Source organism: Sphingomonas sp. PEI4, assembly GCF_056679955.1.
Genome location: NZ_CM155258.1, coordinates 1,983,199 through 1,999,862 on the forward strand (window position 1 = coordinate 1,983,199; position 16,664 = coordinate 1,999,862).

16 protein-coding genes are annotated in these 16,664 nt (G+C 63.9%); 4 read left to right on the forward strand and 12 right to left on the reverse strand.

The annotated features are described in order from the left end of the window. Positions 1–61 precede the first annotated feature (61 nt). Positions 62–784, forward strand: coding sequence for an HAD family hydrolase (locus AC1MLZ_RS09065; protein ID WP_480961352.1), 723 nt, complete (start codon positions 62–64; stop codon positions 782–784). 173 nt (positions 785–957) lie between these two features. On the opposite strand, the gene AC1MLZ_RS09070 is transcribed toward AC1MLZ_RS09065, so the two are convergent. The 6 genes from AC1MLZ_RS09070 to AC1MLZ_RS09095 all read right to left on the reverse strand — a co-directional run bounded on the left by AC1MLZ_RS09070 (position 958) and on the right by AC1MLZ_RS09095 (position 10,402). Further along, positions 958–1,272 (reverse strand): hypothetical protein, encoded by a 315-nt coding sequence (locus tag AC1MLZ_RS09070; RefSeq protein WP_480961353.1) that lies wholly within the window; start codon positions 1,270–1,272, stop codon positions 958–960. A gap of 201 nt (positions 1,273–1,473) precedes the next feature. Then, entirely contained in the window at positions 1,474–2,826 is a 1,353-nt protein-coding gene (tnpC, locus tag AC1MLZ_RS09075) for an IS66 family transposase (protein WP_480961354.1), read from the reverse strand. Between the two features lie 236 nt (positions 2,827–3,062). Further along, positions 3,063–4,406 carry an AAA family ATPase gene (locus AC1MLZ_RS09080; RefSeq protein WP_480961355.1) on the reverse strand — a complete coding sequence of 448 codons (1,344 nt, stop codon included), beginning with the start codon at positions 4,404–4,406 and terminating at the stop codon, positions 3,063–3,065. 124 nt (positions 4,407–4,530) lie between these two features. Beyond that, a complete protein-coding gene (locus tag AC1MLZ_RS09085) occupies positions 4,531–5,799 on the reverse strand; it encodes a DUF445 domain-containing protein (protein ID WP_480961356.1) in 1,269 nt (422 codons plus the stop codon). Between the two features lie 174 nt (positions 5,800–5,973). Further along, positions 5,974–9,201, reverse strand: coding sequence for an efflux RND transporter permease subunit (locus tag AC1MLZ_RS09090; protein WP_480961357.1), 3,228 nt, complete (start codon positions 9,199–9,201; stop codon positions 5,974–5,976). A 4-nt stretch (positions 9,202–9,205) separates the two neighbouring features. After that, positions 9,206–10,402: an efflux RND transporter periplasmic adaptor subunit gene (locus AC1MLZ_RS09095; RefSeq protein ID WP_480961358.1), complete on the reverse strand. Its 1,197-nt coding sequence runs from the start codon at positions 10,400–10,402 to the stop codon at positions 9,206–9,208. 207 nt (positions 10,403–10,609) lie between these two features. Between AC1MLZ_RS09095 and AC1MLZ_RS09100 the strand changes: the two genes are divergently transcribed. Continuing rightward, positions 10,610–11,347 carry an SIMPL domain-containing protein gene (locus tag AC1MLZ_RS09100; protein WP_480961359.1) on the forward strand — a complete coding sequence of 246 codons (738 nt, stop codon included), beginning with the start codon at positions 10,610–10,612 and terminating at the stop codon, positions 11,345–11,347. Positions 11,348–11,566: 219 nt separating this feature from the next. Here the strand turns inward: AC1MLZ_RS09100 and AC1MLZ_RS09105 are convergent, their stop codons facing one another. From AC1MLZ_RS09105 to AC1MLZ_RS09115, 3 genes are all read right to left on the reverse strand, one after another. After that, positions 11,567–11,824, reverse strand: coding sequence for a GlsB/YeaQ/YmgE family stress response membrane protein (locus AC1MLZ_RS09105; RefSeq protein ID WP_480961360.1), 258 nt, complete (start codon positions 11,822–11,824; stop codon positions 11,567–11,569). A 93-nt stretch (positions 11,825–11,917) separates the two neighbouring features. Next, positions 11,918–12,217, reverse strand: a complete 300-nt coding sequence (gene sciP / locus AC1MLZ_RS09110; RefSeq protein ID WP_107964584.1) for a CtrA inhibitor SciP — start codon at positions 12,215–12,217, stop codon at positions 11,918–11,920. A 103-nt stretch (positions 12,218–12,320) separates the two neighbouring features. Then, the gene (locus tag AC1MLZ_RS09115; protein WP_107964583.1) at positions 12,321–12,548 is read right to left on the reverse strand and encodes a hypothetical protein; all 228 of its coding nucleotides are present in this window, start codon (positions 12,546–12,548) and stop codon (positions 12,321–12,323) included. 195 nt (positions 12,549–12,743) lie between these two features. On the opposite strand from AC1MLZ_RS09115, the gene mnmA reads away from it, so the two are divergent. Both mnmA and AC1MLZ_RS09125 read left to right on the forward strand, forming a co-directional pair. Beyond that, positions 12,744–13,853, forward strand: coding sequence for a tRNA 2-thiouridine(34) synthase MnmA (gene mnmA / locus AC1MLZ_RS09120; protein ID WP_480961361.1), 1,110 nt, complete (start codon positions 12,744–12,746; stop codon positions 13,851–13,853). 36 nt (positions 13,854–13,889) lie between these two features. Continuing rightward, positions 13,890–14,138: a UvrB/UvrC motif-containing protein gene (locus AC1MLZ_RS09125; RefSeq protein ID WP_480961362.1), complete on the forward strand. Its 249-nt coding sequence runs from the start codon at positions 13,890–13,892 to the stop codon at positions 14,136–14,138. A gap of 168 nt (positions 14,139–14,306) precedes the next feature. On the opposite strand, the gene AC1MLZ_RS09130 is transcribed toward AC1MLZ_RS09125, so the two are convergent. The 3 genes from AC1MLZ_RS09130 to pdxH are packed head-to-tail and all read right to left on the reverse strand — an operon-like array spanning position 14,307 to position 16,633. Continuing rightward, complete coding sequence (locus AC1MLZ_RS09130; RefSeq protein WP_480961363.1) at positions 14,307–15,098, reverse strand: PhzF family phenazine biosynthesis protein; 792 nt, start codon at positions 15,096–15,098, stop codon at positions 14,307–14,309. Positions 15,099–15,110: 12 nt separating this feature from the next. Next, on the reverse strand, positions 15,111–16,058 hold the full coding sequence (locus AC1MLZ_RS09135; RefSeq protein ID WP_480961364.1) for a cation diffusion facilitator family transporter: 948 nt from the start codon (positions 16,056–16,058) through the stop codon (positions 15,111–15,113). Beyond that, positions 16,055–16,633 (reverse strand): pyridoxamine 5'-phosphate oxidase, encoded by a 579-nt coding sequence (gene pdxH / locus AC1MLZ_RS09140; RefSeq protein WP_480961365.1) that lies wholly within the window; start codon positions 16,631–16,633, stop codon positions 16,055–16,057. Before pdxH ends, AC1MLZ_RS09135 begins: the two co-directional genes overlap by 4 nt. Positions 16,634–16,664 lie beyond the last annotated feature (31 nt).

Sequence of the window (16,664 nt, forward strand, 5' to 3'; positions counted from 1 at the left end):
GGGGGCACCTTTGCGGCAAAGTGACTGGATCGGCAAGATGAATGCGGCGTAAGCGACGACGATGACCCTTTCTTCACCGGCCCCCTCCCCCAGCGCCCCCGCCCCGTCGATCCGTCTCGCGATCTACGACATGGACAAGACGATCACGCATGCGCCGACCTGGACGCCGTTCCTGCTCCATTCCGCGCGGCGAGGCGGTGCACCGTGGCGGCTGGCGCTGGTACCGTTCGCAGGGTTCGCCGCGCTCGGCTATGTCGGCAAGCTGATCAGTCGGGGGCGGCTGAAATACGTCATGCAGCGACTTTTGCTGGGCAAGCGCATGTCCACCGCCGACGAACGACGTGCGGCCGACGCCTTCGCCGACCGGGTCCTGCACGACGGCGTCTTCGCCAGCGCACGGACGCAGATCGAAGCAGACCGCGCGGCCGGCTACCGCCTCGTGATGGCGACCGCCTCGTACCGGTTCTACGTCGAGGCGATCGCGCGACGGCTCGACTTCGACGCGGTGATCGGCACCGAGAGCCTGCGTGACCGCGACGGCGTACTGCTCGCCGGGATCGAGGGCGAGAATTGCTACGGCCCGGCCAAGCTGCGGATGATCCAGGCCTGGATGGACCGCGAAGGCATCCCCCGAGACCACGCCCACATCCGCTTCTATTCCGACCATGTCTCGGACGCCCCGACCTTCGAATGGGCCGACGAACCCTTCGCGGTGAATGCGCATGGGCCGTTGCGGTTGCTGGCGAAGGCCAAGGGCTGGCCGATGCCGGATTGGGAGCGGTAGCTCCCCTGGCGAGACGAGTGCCCAGTGGCGGTAGTTGCAGTAACTGATGTTACAAGCGCTTCAAAGATCCCCATTCCGCAACAGTATGCTTGGCCTGGGTACAGGGTATTCAGCTTTCGACTCATGGGCATTGCACGCAAAGCCGAGCTAGCCTCACAACCCTTGTGATCAAGTCAATGAAGGAAACCGGCATGAGCGAGCGCATTCCGCAAGCTGGTCTCAAACGCCTGAAATGAATTTGCTCGACGGAGCTCGTCAATGCTTTGCTCCTGCGCGATCCTGACTAATATATTTCGCGCAGCAGATCTCCGATTTGTTACGCTTTTAACTATTGCATCAAGAGTCGCCTTCGGATCTGCGAGGTTTTCCGCCGCCATGGGTGTATTAGGCATCAGGTCCGGCGAAATGACATTAACCCCCAGTGCTGCCTTGACTGCGGAATGGTCTGCTAACGCCCAGGCTTCGAGTTCTTTTTCGGGAGATAGCATGACAGCAGTCCACGGATCAAAGCCGCATATCTCCTGCGCCTTCTGGATGAGTTGCTCCCTGCGGCGCTCTACGTTTGCAGCCTGCCCCCGCCCACCAAGATCGGCATGGACAAATATGATATGGAATTCATTCTTCCGCTCGCAGATTATAGCAGCGACATCATCGGTAACTGCTCACCGGGCTGGCGTGCTGTAGCCTGATCAGGCGAGGGCGAACTTGCCATCGACAAGGTCGCGCACGGCCGCGAGCGCGGATTGGCCGCTCAGGCGGGCGGTCCCGGTGACGGAGCGGTATCCGGCGTGAATCTGGGCGCCCCAGTCCGAGCGGAAGCCATTGGTCACCTTGCGGAACACCACCGAGGGGCGGATCTCGCGCTCGGAGATGTTGTTGGTGGCGGGCACGTTACGATTGGTGAGGAAGACGAAGAACTTCGTCCGCCAGGCTTTGACCTGTTTGAGCAGCGCCTTGCCCGCAGGGTGCGCGACAGGCGCAAGCATCAGCCGGGACAGTTTGAGATCGGCTTTTGCAGCGTAGCTCACCAACGTACTGTCCTTGAGAGTGTGTCGTCGCCTGCCGACCCCGATCGCCCATCGCAGATGGTCGCGGATCGTGGGGGCAAAGATCGTGTCGCCGCAGTCGATGGCATATTGAACGTCACGCAGAACATGGGCGAGGCAGACTTGATGCGCTCCGGCCAGATCCTGCTGGCCGGCATAGCGGTCGGACACCCAGACGTCGGGCCGGTGATCTCCGAGCACTTCTGCGGCGACACGGCGTGCCCGGCTTGGCGCGACCTTGTGCAGCACGGCCTGGTCCGAAATGAACACCCACTGCCACTGGATCACGCCGTTGGTCCGCGTCGTCGTTTCGTCCGAGGCGATGATCCGAGCGCTGCGCAGCTTCTCACGGATCGCGCTCGTCGCGGTGGCCATGTCCTGACCCATCCGTCGGAAGATGTTGGCGATGGCGCCTTCGGAAATGGTCAGGCCGAACATCTCGGCCGCAACCCGCGATAGGCGCTCGAACCCGACATGATGGCTGTGGTGCAGGTAGGCCAGCAGTGAGCGGATGCCGGGCCCAAACGGCGTACCCGGCTGCATGCCCGCCGGAGCCTCGGCGCGATAGCGTCGGCCACAGCCCCCGCAGCGACCACCGAACAGCTCCACCCGCGTCACGACCGGCCGGATCGGGGGCAGGTCGATATGATCGTAGCGATGCCGGCAGCGCTGCGAAGCGCCCGACACATCCGTCCCGCAATGACCGCAGGCATCTGCAATCCGGCGCTCGGTCTTGTCCGGCGTCTCCGTCAGCGAGCGGGCCTTGCCTTCCCGAGCAGGGCGCGGCCCACCCGATAGTTTGCGCCGCTTCCTGTCACGACCGATCCCGTCCTTCGAAGGCGGGATATGCGAGTTGACCGACGTCTTGCGAGGCTTGCCTACGAGTGCTTCGAGCTCTGTGATCCGAGCGACCAGCCGCTCGATCATATCCTGCTGCTGCGCCAGCAGCGCATCCTTGTCAGCGTCACTCAGCCTGAAGCGCGGTGGAAGCGGCATGCGCAGGATGAATCAGATACACGCGCACTCCGCAACCCTTTCCTGCCAACCCGGTGAGCAGTTACCATCATCGAATGATCGATTTCCAATTCCCAGTTCTAGGGCAGGATATTCACCTACATCGCAGGGCCTTTTTCCAGTATCCCGTATTATTTCGTCTAACAACCGAGGAATAAGAACGTTGAAATACTGCGCGTCACTTGCGCCCTCATAGTAGGCGGACCAAGACAAATACATTAGATGCCACCCGCCCTATTTCGCAGTATTTCCTCAACCTTCTCCGGGTACAAGTGGTGCTCGTCATCGAAAAGCCCCTTTGAGGGAGCTATCCGTCTCATTCGAGTACGGGCTTCAGATATTGCCCCATCGACGGGCACGCCGCGAACCATATCAGCAAATAAAACTTCGTCTGGATTTAATGTCCGCATTACTGCGGGAGAATGGGTGTTGATAAGGACCTGAAAATAGTCACCTTGAGAATCCTGGATCTCGGTGGCCTCGCGTAACAAATTCAGTAGATCAGGAATTCGTCCCTCATGAACACCATTTTCCGGCTCTTCAAAGCATAAAATACCGCGACGATTCGGGTCATCAATTACGGTTAGAAGTGCTAATAGACGAATAGTACCGTCACTTATAACTCTCGAACTAAAAGCTGTTCCGTCTCGAACTTGTACGTCAAAAGCATATTCCCGACTTCGCGCATCATCTAAAACTCTTACCGTTCGAACCTGCGGGATTAATAGAGCTAGATCCGCAGATATGTCGGCAATCGCTCCCGTGGGCCTATTCGATGTCGCTGAAAGCCGTTGAATTTCGGAAAGGCTAGCGGCAAGGTTGGAAGCATTACTCCGCAATCGTTTATCTTCGAAACGATCATTCGCTCTGCGAGCTTCGGACGGATTAATCTCAAGAAATTGTGGGCCAGAGATTAGCTTCTTTAGCGCGTACAAGTGCCTAAATTCAGAGGTCGCAATAGTTGAGAGGGCGCTGCGCGCTGCCTCCGCCGCGGGAAGCTGAAGTGGATTTCCTCTTTTGGAAGTCCCGCTCTCTGCAACGCCGTCTTGCCTTATGGTAAAAACCCTTGATCGTCCTTGTGCGTCTTTCTCTGTCTCCAAAAATGGCGTCTTCCGGCTTGAGCGACTGATTTTTGCTGTCGCTCGGAAATCAATTTTGTCGTCTTCAGCGCGAATTACCCTGCAGTCCTCATGCGTCACAAATATACCTTGAGGATTATCCCTCATTTCAACGGTAATCTCATAACGAAGACGCTGGGCCGGGGTCTCAAAGTCTGCGCCGAAATCGTCAACTCCCCTAACAGGCAATAGAACTTCGACCGCAAAAGCCATCACAGTCTCATGACCAGCAGAGGTTTGACGAAAAAGTTCCTCCGGCTCTCCTCGGAGTTCTTGCATCGCTTGGCGCACATCAACCTGCGCAAGCCTTGAGAGAAATTTCAACGCGTCAAATAGGTTAGATTTGCCAGTGGCGTTCGGACCAATGACGGCCATAAACGGCTTTAAATCCGCAGAAAACTTTCGGAAGGTTTTAAAACCGTCAATTTCAATTCTGGTTATCAAGCAAAACCCACCCAATTGTAGTCTAGCCTCACACTCTAGAAGTGCTTCTGCTCGTGAGACAGGATCGCAAATGTGGCTGCTCTTAGCAAGCGCAACCGAAAGGGAGCGTCCTCCGCCGTCCCCATCACAACAGCACATCGACGCTGTGGATGACCAGCCCCACCAGCCCGCCGACGATCGTCCCGTTCACGCGGATATATTGCAGGTCCCTCCCGACGGCGTTTTCCAGGCGGCGGGTGATCGTGTCGGCGTCCCAGCTGCGGACCGTTTCCGAGACCAGCTTGACGATGCCGTCGCCGTAATCCGCCGCCGCACCCACCGCTGCACGCCGAACGAACCGGTTGATCGTCCGCGACATGCGCGGGTCGTGCTGCAACGTCTCGCCGAGCTGGCGCAGGATGTCGCCGAGCTTGCCCGCCATCGCCCGCTCCGGATCGCGCGCGATCGCCAGCAGCGCAGCCCGCGCCTGCTCCCACAGGCCGTCGAGCCAGCGCTGCATCGCCGGATTGTCGAGCAGGTCGTTCTTCATCGTCTCGACGCGCTCGCGCATGCGGCGGTCATATTGCAGGTCCCAGGCGAGCCGATCGAGCCCCTCCTCCGCCTTCAGGCGCAACGGATGCTCGGGGTCCTCCGCCATCTCCGCGAGCAGCTTGTCGAAGCCGCTGATGAGCTTGTCCGCGACGGTCGTGTCGAGCCCGGTCCAGCGCAGGATCGACCCGGCCTTGTCATGGACCATCGCGCGGACGAGGTGGTCGTTCGCGGCCAGCGTCTTCGCCGCCCAGCGGATCGCGCTTTCGAGCAGCGGCGCATGGCGGCGCTCGGCGATCGCGGCTTTCAGCAACTGGCCAAGGATCGGTGATACCTCCGTGGCGCGCAGGCGGGCGCCGATCCCGGCCTTGACCATCCCGCCGAGCCGCGCCGGATCGAGACCCTCGAGAACCTGCGCGACCAGCTTCGACGCGCCCTGGCGAAAGCGCCCCCCTGCCCCCTCCGGTGGATCGGTCAGCCAGCGCGCGATCGCGCCCGCCACGTCGAGCCGGCGGGTGCGCCGCGCGATCACGACGGGGATCAGGAAATTCGCGCGGAGGAACTGCGCGAGCGTGTCGCCGATGCGGTCCTTGTTGCGCGGCACGATCGCGGTGTGCGGGATCGGCAGGCCGAGCGGATGGCGGAACAGCGCGGTCACCGCGAACCAGTCCGCGAGGCCACCGACCATCGCCGCTTCGGCGAACGCGCGGACGAACGCGAAGGCGGGGTGGACGGGGACGAGCGCGCGGCTGACGAAGAACGTCGCGGCCATGAACACGAGCAGGCCGGTCGCGACGATCCGCATGCGGACGAGGGCGGGCGGCGTTGCTTCGCTCGCCGGGCGCGTGCGGATTGAAACTGTCATGCCCGAAACAATCCCCCAGCGCGGGGATAGTTCACGCGCGCCGCCGATACGAGCTTCGACCGCCGCGCGCTCGGCCATGGTGCTTGCGCACAATCGCTTGGCGTTACCCTACGCCCAAGCCCCTCGCCAGCGCGCGGCACTGCGTCGTCGCTCAACACGAGAGGCGCGATGGGGTCACTCGGCTGGCTGTGTGCCATCGCCGAGCTTGGGGGTTGCAGGCCCTAGCCGCGGGCCCGGTGGATGTGGTCCGGCGAGGCCGATCACGTCGCTGCCGTCGTCGCCAGGGCGATAGGTCAGCAGGCTGCGACCGAGGCGCGGCCCGATATACCGCTCGATCCCGACCGCGAGGCTGAACGCCGCGGGGACGATCAGCAGCGTCAGGATGGTCGACAGGACCAGCCCGCCGATCACGACGATGCCCATCGGCGCGCGCCACGATCCGTCGCCGCCGAGCGACAGCGCGGTCGGGATCATGCCCGCGACCATCGCAACGGTGGTCATCACGATCGGCTGCGCGCGCTTGTGCCCGGCATCGACCATCGCGGTCCACACGTCGACGCCCTTGCTCATTTCCTCCAGCGCGAAATCGATCAGCAGGATCGAGTTCTTGGCGACGATACCCAGCAACATGAGGATACCGATAAACACCGGCATCGATACGGGATTACCCGTCGCCCACAGCGCCAGCAACCCACCGAGCGGCGCCAGCAGCAGCGAGCCCATGTTGACGAACGGCGGCAGTGCACGGCGGTACAGCAGCACCAGCACCGCGAAGACCAGGAACGTGCCCGCGATCACCGCCAGGATGAAGTTGTTGATCATCTCGGCCTGGAACTTCGACTGGCCGAGCACGAGCTTGTTCACGCCGGTTGGCAGGTTCATCATCGTCGGCAGCGCGTCGATCTGCTTCTGCGCGACACCCGAGACGACTCCCGGCGCGAGATCGGCGCCGATCGTCAGCTGGCGCTGCTGGTTGACGCGGTCGATCTTGGTGGGTCCCGAACCGAGCGTGATCTCCGCGACCAGGTTTAGCGGTACCGAGCCACCCGACGCGGTCGAGACCGGCAGGTTCTGGATCGTGGACAGCTCGCTGCGCGCGCCCTGATCGAGCGCGACGCGGATCGGGATCTGGCGATCGGACAGTGAGAAGCGTGCCGAGTTCTGATCGATATCGCCCAAGGTCGCGATGCGGATCGCCGACGACAGCGCCTGCGTCGTCACGCCCAGGTTGGCGGCGAGATCGAACCGCGGCTTGATGACGATTTCCGGGCGCTGCATGTTGCCGGCAACGCGTGGCGCGACGAGCGTAGGCAGGCGCGACATCTCGGCGACGATCTTCTGCGCGGTCGTATCGAGCAGCTTGGGATCGTCACCGCCAAGCGTGACGCTCATGTCGCGCGTACTGCCGCCCCAGCCGTTCTGCGAGCGAAACGAGACGCGCGCATCGGGGATCGCGGCGAGCTGGGGTGCGAGATTGCGCTCGAACTCCGTGCTCTTCATCTTCCGGTCATCCTTGAGCGTCGCAGTGACGCGACCGGCATTGACCGAGCCGTTGGCACCGCTGCGCGCATAGACGGACTGCACGTCGGGCTGCGAACCGATCAACGCCGCGACCTTGGTCACGACCGCTTCGGTCTGCGCCAAGGTCGTGCCCGGCACCATGTCGATCACCGCCATCGACGTGTCGTTGTCCTGCGCCGGCTGGAACGTCATCGGCAGGACCGCGAACATCACGATCGTCAGCAGGAACGCGAACGCGCCAAGCCCGAGCACCCAGAAGCGGTGATCGCGGAAACGGCTGGTCACGCGGTGGATACCGCCCCGTGCCGCCGAGGCCTTCGCCTTGCCGGTCTCCAGCGTCCATTTGAGCGTGGCCATATAGCCGTCCATCAGGACGCCCTCGCCGTGCGTGGCGGGGCCGGCGGACTTCAGAAAATACGCGGCGAGCATCGGCGTCACGAGGCGCGCGACCGCGAGGCTCATCAGGACCGAGGCGACGACCGTCAGGCCGAAATTCTTGAAGAACTGTCCTGAGATACCCGGCATGAGGCCGACCGGCAGGAACACCGCGACGATCGCCATCGTCGTTGCCAGCACGGCCAGACCGATCTCGTCGGCGGCGTCGATCGAGGCCTGATAGGCGGACTTGCCCATTCGCATGTGGCGGACGATGTTCTCGATCTCGACGATCGCGTCGTCGACCAGCACGCCCGCGACCAAGCTGAGCGCGAGCAGCGTCATCTGGTTCAAATTGAAGCCGAGCAAGTCCATGAACCAGAAGGCGGGGATCGCGGACAGCGGGATCGCCAGCGACGAGATCACGGTCGCGCGCCAATCGCGCAGGAACAGGAACACCACGATCACCGCGAGCACTGCGCCCTCGATCATCGCATGGATCGCGCTCTCATACTGCATCTCGGTGTATTTGACGCTGTTCGAGCGCAGCACGAAATGGACGTTCGGGTTGCGCTTCTCCATCGCTTCCAACTTCTTCACCGCCTCGTTGAAGACGGTGACGTCGGACGACCCCTTGGAACGCTGGAAATCGAAGCTGATCGTCTGGCGACCGTCGATCGCAGCGCGGCTGCGCTGTTCGGCGTACAGATCGCGGACCTGCGCGATGTCAGCGAGGCGCACGGTGCGGCCGTTGCCGACGTTGATCTGCGTCTGCGCGAGTGCGGCGGCGTCCTTGGCGTTGCCGAGCACGCGGACCGACTGTTCGGACCCGGCGATTTCGGCGCGACCACCCGCGGCGTTGAGGTTGACCTGGCGGAGCTGGGCATTGACCTGGCTCGCGGTGAGCCCCTGGCTTTGCAGCTTCAGTGGATCGAGGATGACGCGGATTTCGCGACTGACGCCGCCGTTGCGGTTGACCGCGGCCATGCCGGGCACCGACAGCAGTTCCTTGGCGACATTGTTATCGATGTACCAGCTGAGCTGCTCGATCGTCATGTCCTTGGCGATCACGGAGTAGCTGGCGAGATCGTTGTCGGTGGTGTTCGCGCGGAACACCTGCGGCTCGAGGATGCCTTCTGGTAGGTCGCTGCGGATCTGCGCGATCGCATCGCGGACGTCGGTGACGGCGCGATCGATCGGCGTACCGATGCTGAGCTGGACGACGGTCTGCGACTGGCCTTCGGTGACGGTCGAGGTGATCTCGTCGATGCCCTGGATCGATCGCACCGCGGCCTCGACGCGCTGCGTGACCTGCGTCTCGAGTTCGGTCGGCGCGGCCCCCGGCTGGTTGATGACGACGATCGCAATCGGGAAATCGATGTCCGGATCGTTGTTCACGTCCATCCGCATGAAGCTGACGATGCCCGCCAGCGTCAGCGCGATGAACAGCACGATCGGCGGCACCGGGTTGCGGATCGCCCAGGCCGAGATGTTGCGAAAGTTCATGCGCTCAGCTCGCCTTTTGCGTGATGGGCTTCGTGACCGGCTTCACCTTCTGGCCCGGCGCGAGGAACCCGCCCGCGGACAGTACCACGCGTTCGGACCCATCGAGTCCGCTCAATATCGTCACGCCCGCATCGGAGACCTGGCCGATCTTGATGTCGCGGCGGACGACCTTGTCGTCCGCGCCGACGACATACACGAAATTGCCCTTCTCGTCGCTCTGCAACGCGGAGTCAGGGAGCAACGGCGCCTGGGTCGCGCCCCCGACGATCGTCGCGGCGGCGAACCCACCCGGCCGCAGCGCGGGGTCGTAGGCGACCGCGATCCGCGCGATACCCTGGCGGCTCTGCGGGTCGATCACGGGCGAGACCTGCCACACCTGACCGGGGAAGCCCTGCGTCGTGCCGACGGGGACGACCGTCGCGCGCGCACCAGCATGGAGCCCGGCGAGATCGGCCTCGCTCAACTGCGCGCGCATCTCCATCTGGCCTGCCGCCGCCATGCGGAACAGCACGCCGGTGCCAGCGCCGACGACCTGACCCGATTCGACGCCGCGCGTCAGCACGAGGCCAGCGGCGGGCGCACGGATATCAAGGCGACCGTTGCGGGCGCGCGCCTCGCCGAGCGTCGCCTGCGCGACCTTTACGCGGGCTGCGGCGGCATCTCGCGTCGCGGCCCTGCGCTGGAGGTCGGCCTTCGATATGAAGCCGCGATCGACAAGCTGCTTCGCGCGATCGAGTTCGGCCTGCGCGATCATCTCGTCGGAGCGCGCGACGCTGACCGACGCGGCGAGCGAGGCTGCGGTCTGGGTCTGGACCGAACGATCGACCGTCGCCAGCACCTGACCCGCCGCGACCCACTGGCCCGGTTCGACCAAGACGCGCGTGATCATGCCGCCCTCGCCCGCGACGCCGACCGGCATTTCGCGACGCGCGGCAATCGTACCGGTGGCCGAGATGGTGCGATCGACGACCTTGCGGCCGGGTACGACGACGGAGACGGTCGGGACCTGCTCGACGGCGGGGCCGGCGGCGGCTTCCTTCTTACCCGGCTTGAAGGCGAAGATCGCGGCGACGATCGCCAGCACAAGGACGACCGCGATGATGATGTTGCGACGGCGATGCGACGGCGCGGTATAGTCGGGCAGCACCACCTGTTCGTCGCTGTCGCCCATTTGACCGACGGTCTTCGTCTCGTAGTTCATGCGCGTCACAATCCCAATTTCGACCGGTCTTGTCTCGACCCGCACTATCGTTCGCAAGCTGTATTATATGAATAGGTCACCGCGCTCAAGCCCTTTGGCGTGTGCGGAGCGCAGACATGCTTCGATTCCGATCTATTCGCAATGCCGTTCAGCTTGCGTTGAACAGTGTAGGATGACAGGCAGGCCGCGTCCTACCGGAGAGAAACAATGAAGACTGCATCGTTCCTGAGCGCCCTTGCTACCGTGGCGATCGGCCTGCCTGCCGTTGCCGCCAATGCCCAGGCCGCGCCGACGACCGTCGAGCCGATGGTGCCCGCCGCCGGGACGGTTCTCGACGTGACCGCAGAAGGACGCACGACTCGCGTGCCGGATCTGGCAACGATCCGCGCGGGCGTCGTCGCGCAGTCGCCGACCGCCGCGACCGCGCTCACCGACAATGCGCAGCGGATGGCGAAGGTCCTGGCCGCGTTGAAGCGCGCGGGCGTCGCGCCGCGCGACATCGCCACGTCGTCGGTCCAGCTCGCGCCGCAATATCGCTATGCCGACAACCAGCCGCCGGTGATCACCGGGTATCAGGCGACCAACACCGTCTCGATCCGGTTCCGCGACGTCGCCAAGTCCGGCACCATCCTGGACGCGCTGGTGGCGCAGGGCGCGAACCAGATCGATGGGCCGAACCTGTCGATCGACAAGCCGGAGACGGCGCTGGACGAAGCACGCACCGACGCAATCGCGCAGGCCAAGCGCCGTGCCGACCTCTACGCCAAGGCAGCAGGGCTGCGCGTGTCGCGGATCGTGTCGATCGCCGAATCGGGTCAGGATACGGGCGGTTCGCCACAGCCGATGTTCATGGCACGTGCGGCGATGGCCAAGGACAGCACGCAGATCGCGCCGGGCGAGAAGGACGTGACGGTCACGCTCTCGGTGCGCTTCCTGCTGAACTAACCTCTCTACGATCCTCCCCCGCCAGGGGGAGGTGGCTGGCGCTTGCCAGACGGAGGGGGAGGAAAGAGGAACTTGTGTTCCGTGTCCTCCCCCTCCGTCACCTTCGGCGACACCTTCCCCTGGCGTGGCAGGATTTCAGCGCTGCTTAATCTCCACACAAGAAAAAGAGCCGCCCGGTTGCCCGGACGGCCCTTCCACTTCGCGTGACGAAGCGAACTCTTAGCGGACGCTACCGCGACGCACGAGGTTCACGATCGCGAGCAGGATGATCGCACCCAGCAGCGACACGATGAACGAGGTCAGGTTGAGCGGTGCGTTGTTGATCGAACCACCCGACATGATCAGCCCGCCGATGAACGCGCCGACGATGCCGACGATGATGTTCAGGAAGATACCCTGCTGCGCGTCGGTGCGCATGATCATGCTGGCGATCCAGCCGATGACGCCGCCGATGATCAGCCAAAGAATGATACCCATGATATTTTCCCTCCGTTGAACCCGTATCCGGGCGATGGCGGAAAGACGTGCGAGCGGCGTTTTTTGTTCCGCCCGCGTTTTGAGTTTTAGATCTCAGTACTTTTGCTGGCGCTCGTACAACGACTTATAGTGCTGGATGCGCGTTACCCGCAGGCCGGGCATACCCGACCGGTCGATCGCGCGCTGCCAACTGGCGAATTCCTCGACTGTCAGGTTGTACCGCGTGCAGACGTCATCGACGCTGAGCAGGCCGCCATTGACCGCCGCAACCACCTCCGCCTTGCGACGGACCACCCAGCGCGTGGTGCTGGGGGGTGGCAATGTATCCATCGTCAGCTGCTCGCCCAACGGCCCGATCACCTTGCCGGGACGGATTTTCTGGTTCTCGATCATTTGAAACCTCTGATCGGGGCGGGGGGCCCCCTATCGATACGCACGCACGACACATAGTCGCAGGGATTGAAGATCGGCTGAAACGCCGCAGTAAACAGCATCTTCATTCGTCCTTCCACCGGGTTAAGGCCGCTGCCATCGGGCCATTGAACGCACCATGAAGCGGGGCGAACAGCTTTGGATCGATCGCGGCGCGAGCAAAGCCGGCCTGTACCGCCGCAGTCGGGCTCGCCGCCTGCCGGGCGGCGATACCGACGATCAGGACGGCCAGATCACCCGGAAGAACGGTGACCTCTGCGTCGCGATCGAAACGGGGAAAACTCAGGTCCAACGGGATACTCGCGCTTACTCTCGGGATGTCAGGTATAGCGCGAGGGGGTGAAGGGACCGTAAAACTCTGTGCAAGACTTCGTGAACTTGTCGCTTTATTCCAATCACCCGTCGCGTTTTTCACCCATTTCGACTTGATCGACGTTAACCGGTGCATCTTTTTGCAACCGCACGCCGTGCCGCTTATATGACGCGCATGGATCAGACCGATTTTCAGCTCGGGCCCAATGTGGCCGGAAAGCGCATCGTCGTGGCGATGTCGGGGGGCGTCGACAGCTCGGTCGTCGCCGCGCTCGCGCATGCCACGGGCGCCGAGACAATCGGCGTGACGCTGCAGCTGTACGATCACGGCGAGGCGGTCGGCCGCGCGGGGTCGTGTTGCGCAGGCCGCGACATCCGTGATGCACGCGCGGTGTGCGACCGGCTGGGAATCGCGCATTACGTGTTCGATCACGAGACGAGCTTTCGCGAGCAGGTCGTCGACAAGTTCGCCGACGAGTATCTGGCGGGGCGCACCCCGATACCGTGCGTCCAGTGCAACATGGGACCGAAGTTCACCGACCTGCTGAAGCTCGCGCGCGATCTCGGTGCGGATTGCCTCGCGACCGGACATTATGTCCGCCGCGTCGAGGGCCCGAACGGTGCGGAGCTTCACCGCGGGGCGGATCCGGCACGCGATCAGAGCTATTTCCTCTTTGCGACCACCCAGACGCAGCTCGATTATCTGCGCTTTCCGTTGGGCGGGCTACCTAAGGCGCGCGTGCGCGAGATTGCCGCGGAACTGGGGCTGGGCGTCGCGGCCAAGCCCGACAGCCAGGATATCTGCTTCGTGCCCGACGGCGACTACGCCGGCCTCGTCAAGAAACTGCGCCCCGAGGCGGCGGAGACGGCGGGCGATATCGTCGATCTTGGCGGCGCGAAGCTCGGTGAACATCGCGGGCTGATCCACTTCACGGTCGGGCAGCGGCGCGGGCTGGAGATAGGGGGCAGTCCGGAGCCGCTCTACGTCGTCCGCGTCGAGCCCGGGACGAAGCGCGTCGTCGTCGGCCCCCGTCGCGCGCTCGCTGTCGAGGCGGCGCGGATGACCGACATCAACTGGCTCGGCGGCGACTTCACCGGGCCACTTACCGCCAAGGTGCGGTCGATGGCCAAGCCCGTCCCTGCCCGCCTGATCGGCGACCGCGTCGTGTTCGATGCGCCCGAATACGGCGTCGCGCCGGGTCAGGCGGCGGTGCTGTATGCGGGCGCGCGCGTGCTCGGTGGCGGCTGGATCGCGGACACCGAAGCGGCACTCGTCGCCGCCTGACGCGTGCCCTTTGCGGGTTTGGTGCGTTGGGGCGGCATGGATATCGAAGACCTCCGCCGCCAGATGGAAGCCGCCGCCGCGGCGATGGATTTCGAGACCGCCGGCCGACTGCGCGATCAGATCAGCGTTTTGCGTGGTGGGGGCGAAGTCGCCGACACCAGCGGGCTAACGCGTCAGCAGCCCGGCGCGATGGGGCTCGGCACCAGCCAGCAACGCATGACGCCGCCGCCTGGCTGGGTGAAACCAAAGAAGCCCGATCCGATGACAAAGGGGCGGAAGCGCTAAGCGCGCGCTTCAATTCTGAGGGCTGTTTTCGGGAATGGCCACCACCCCGGCGAAGGCCGGGGCCCAGTTGGGAAACCAGAGTTGGCGGATGCTGCGCGTTGTTACTGCGACCTTACCAACTGGACCCCGGCCTTCGCCGGGGAGGTGGCTATTAAACGTGCCAAGACATCAAGGCAGCAGGAAGGTACCTTCGATCGTCGTTACGCATGAGCCACCGAGGATGACGCGGTCGCCCTCGAGACGACACGTCAGCTTCCCGCCCCGTGCACTCGCCTGATACGCGGTAAAACTGTTCCCCAGGGTCGGCGCCCAATACGGCACCATCACCGCATGCGCCGAGCCCGTCACCGGATCCTCGTCGATCGCATAATAGGGCGTGAACACACGGCTCACGATAGCCGTAGCCTCCCCCCGCGCGGCGACGATCGCGACGATCGGGAACTTTGCCAGTGCGGCGAAATCCGGATTCAGGTCGCGCACCACGGCCTCGTCATCGACGATCACGAGCGCATAACCCTTCTCGTGCCACAACGTCTCGACCGTCTCGGCGATGTTCAACGCCGCGACGATCTCGGGCATCGCCTTCGGGCTCGGTCCCCACGCCGGCAACTCGAGCGTGTAGCCGCTGTCCGCTCGCGCGACCTCGAGCATCCCCGCCTGCCGCGTCCGGAACCGCACCCGGTTAAGCGCGGTATCCGACGACAGCACGAAATGCCCGCTCGCCAGCGTTGCGTGGCCGCAGAGCGCGACCTCCGCCCCCGGCGTGAACCAGCGCAGGTCGAAATCTACGCCTTCCTCGTCCGAAGCGACGATGAACGCGGTCTCGCTCAGGTTGTTCTCCTGCGCGATGTTCAGGAGCACGTCGTCGTCTAGCCACGCCGACAGCGGCATCACCGCCGCTTGGTTGCCGCCGAACGGCGTGTCGGAAAACGCATCGATCTGCGCGAACGGTATTCTCATGTCAGGAGCCTCTTAAACCCGCTTACCAAACCAATGCGGCGTCACGTCCGCCTCGACCAGCGGATTGTCGGTATCGACATGGCCCTCGGGATCGAGATGGATCAGCACCTCGACCTTGGGGAACGCGGTGCGCAGATTGCGCTCGACCGCCTCGACGATGTCGTGCGCGTTGGCGACGGTCAGGTCGCGCGCAACCTCCATGTGGAACTGCGCGAAATCGTGGCTCCCTGAGCGCCGCGTGCGGAAATCGTGGATGCCGCGGATGCCAGGCTGGCGCGCCGCGACGTCGAGGAACTGCGACCGCATATCCTCAGGCCATTCCTTGTCCATCAACTGGTCGATCGCGTTCGACGATGCCTGGAACGCGCCCCAGGCGAGCCACAGCGCGATGACGATGCCGAAGATCGGATCCGCCCCGCTCCACCCGACATATTGATCGAGCACGAGGGCCACGATCACCGATCCGTTGAGCAGCACGTCGGACTGGTAATGAACGTTGTCCGCCAGGATCGCGACCGATCCCGTCTGGCGGATGATCTTGCGCTGATAGGCGAGCAGGAACACCGTCGAGACGATCGCGATGATCGACACGCCGATGCCGAAATCCGCGCCGGTGGTCGGCTGCGGATCGTTGAACGCCATGATCGCGCGCCAGGCGATGCCGACCGCCGATGCGGTGATCAGCATGACCTGGAACAGTGCGGCGAGCGCCTCCGCCTTACCGTGGCCGAAGCGGTGATCGTGATCCGCCGGCGTTGCCGCCAGCCGCACGCCGTACAGCGTGACCAGCGACGCGAGCAGATCGAGGCCCGTATCGGCGAGCGACCCGAGCATCGCCACCGAGCCCGTCGACCACGCCGCAAAACCCTTCAGCAACAGCAGGAAGCACGCCATCGCAACACTGGCGAGCGCCGCGCGCGTCGCCAGCGGTATGAACTTGCGGCGTTCGTCCTGCGTCATGGGAACAGCAGCCCCTCGCTCCAGTCGCCGTCTTCGCGAACGAAGAGCCGGCGTTCGTGGAGGCGATGTGCGCGGTCCTGCCACAGCTCGATGCGGTCGGGCGCGATCCGGTAGCCGCCCCAATGCGGCGGGCGCGGCACGTCGCCGCCCACGAACCGCGCCTCCATCTCGGCGAAGCGGTGTTCGAACGTCTCGCGCGAGTCGAGCGGACGGGACTGGTCCGATGCCCAGGCGCCGAGTTGCGAATCGCGACCGCGCGAGGCGAAATAGGCGTCGGACTCGGCGTCGCCAACCATGCTTACACTGCCTTCGATGCGGACCTGCCGGCGCAGAGACTTCCAGTGGAAGAGCAGCGCAGCATATGTGTTCACGGCGAGGTCGCCCGCCTTGCGGCTTTCGCGGTTGGTGTAGATCACGAAACCGTCGGGGCCGTGGCCCTTGAGCAGCACCATCCGCACCGACGGCCGGCCTTCGGCGTCGGCGGTGGCGAGGGCTACCGCGTTGGAGTCGTTGATTTCTGTGGTCCTCGCCTCGGCGTACCAGGCATTGAACAGCGCAATCGGATCTTCGGACATGGCCGTGCCATAGCGAAACTTGGCCCCGAGC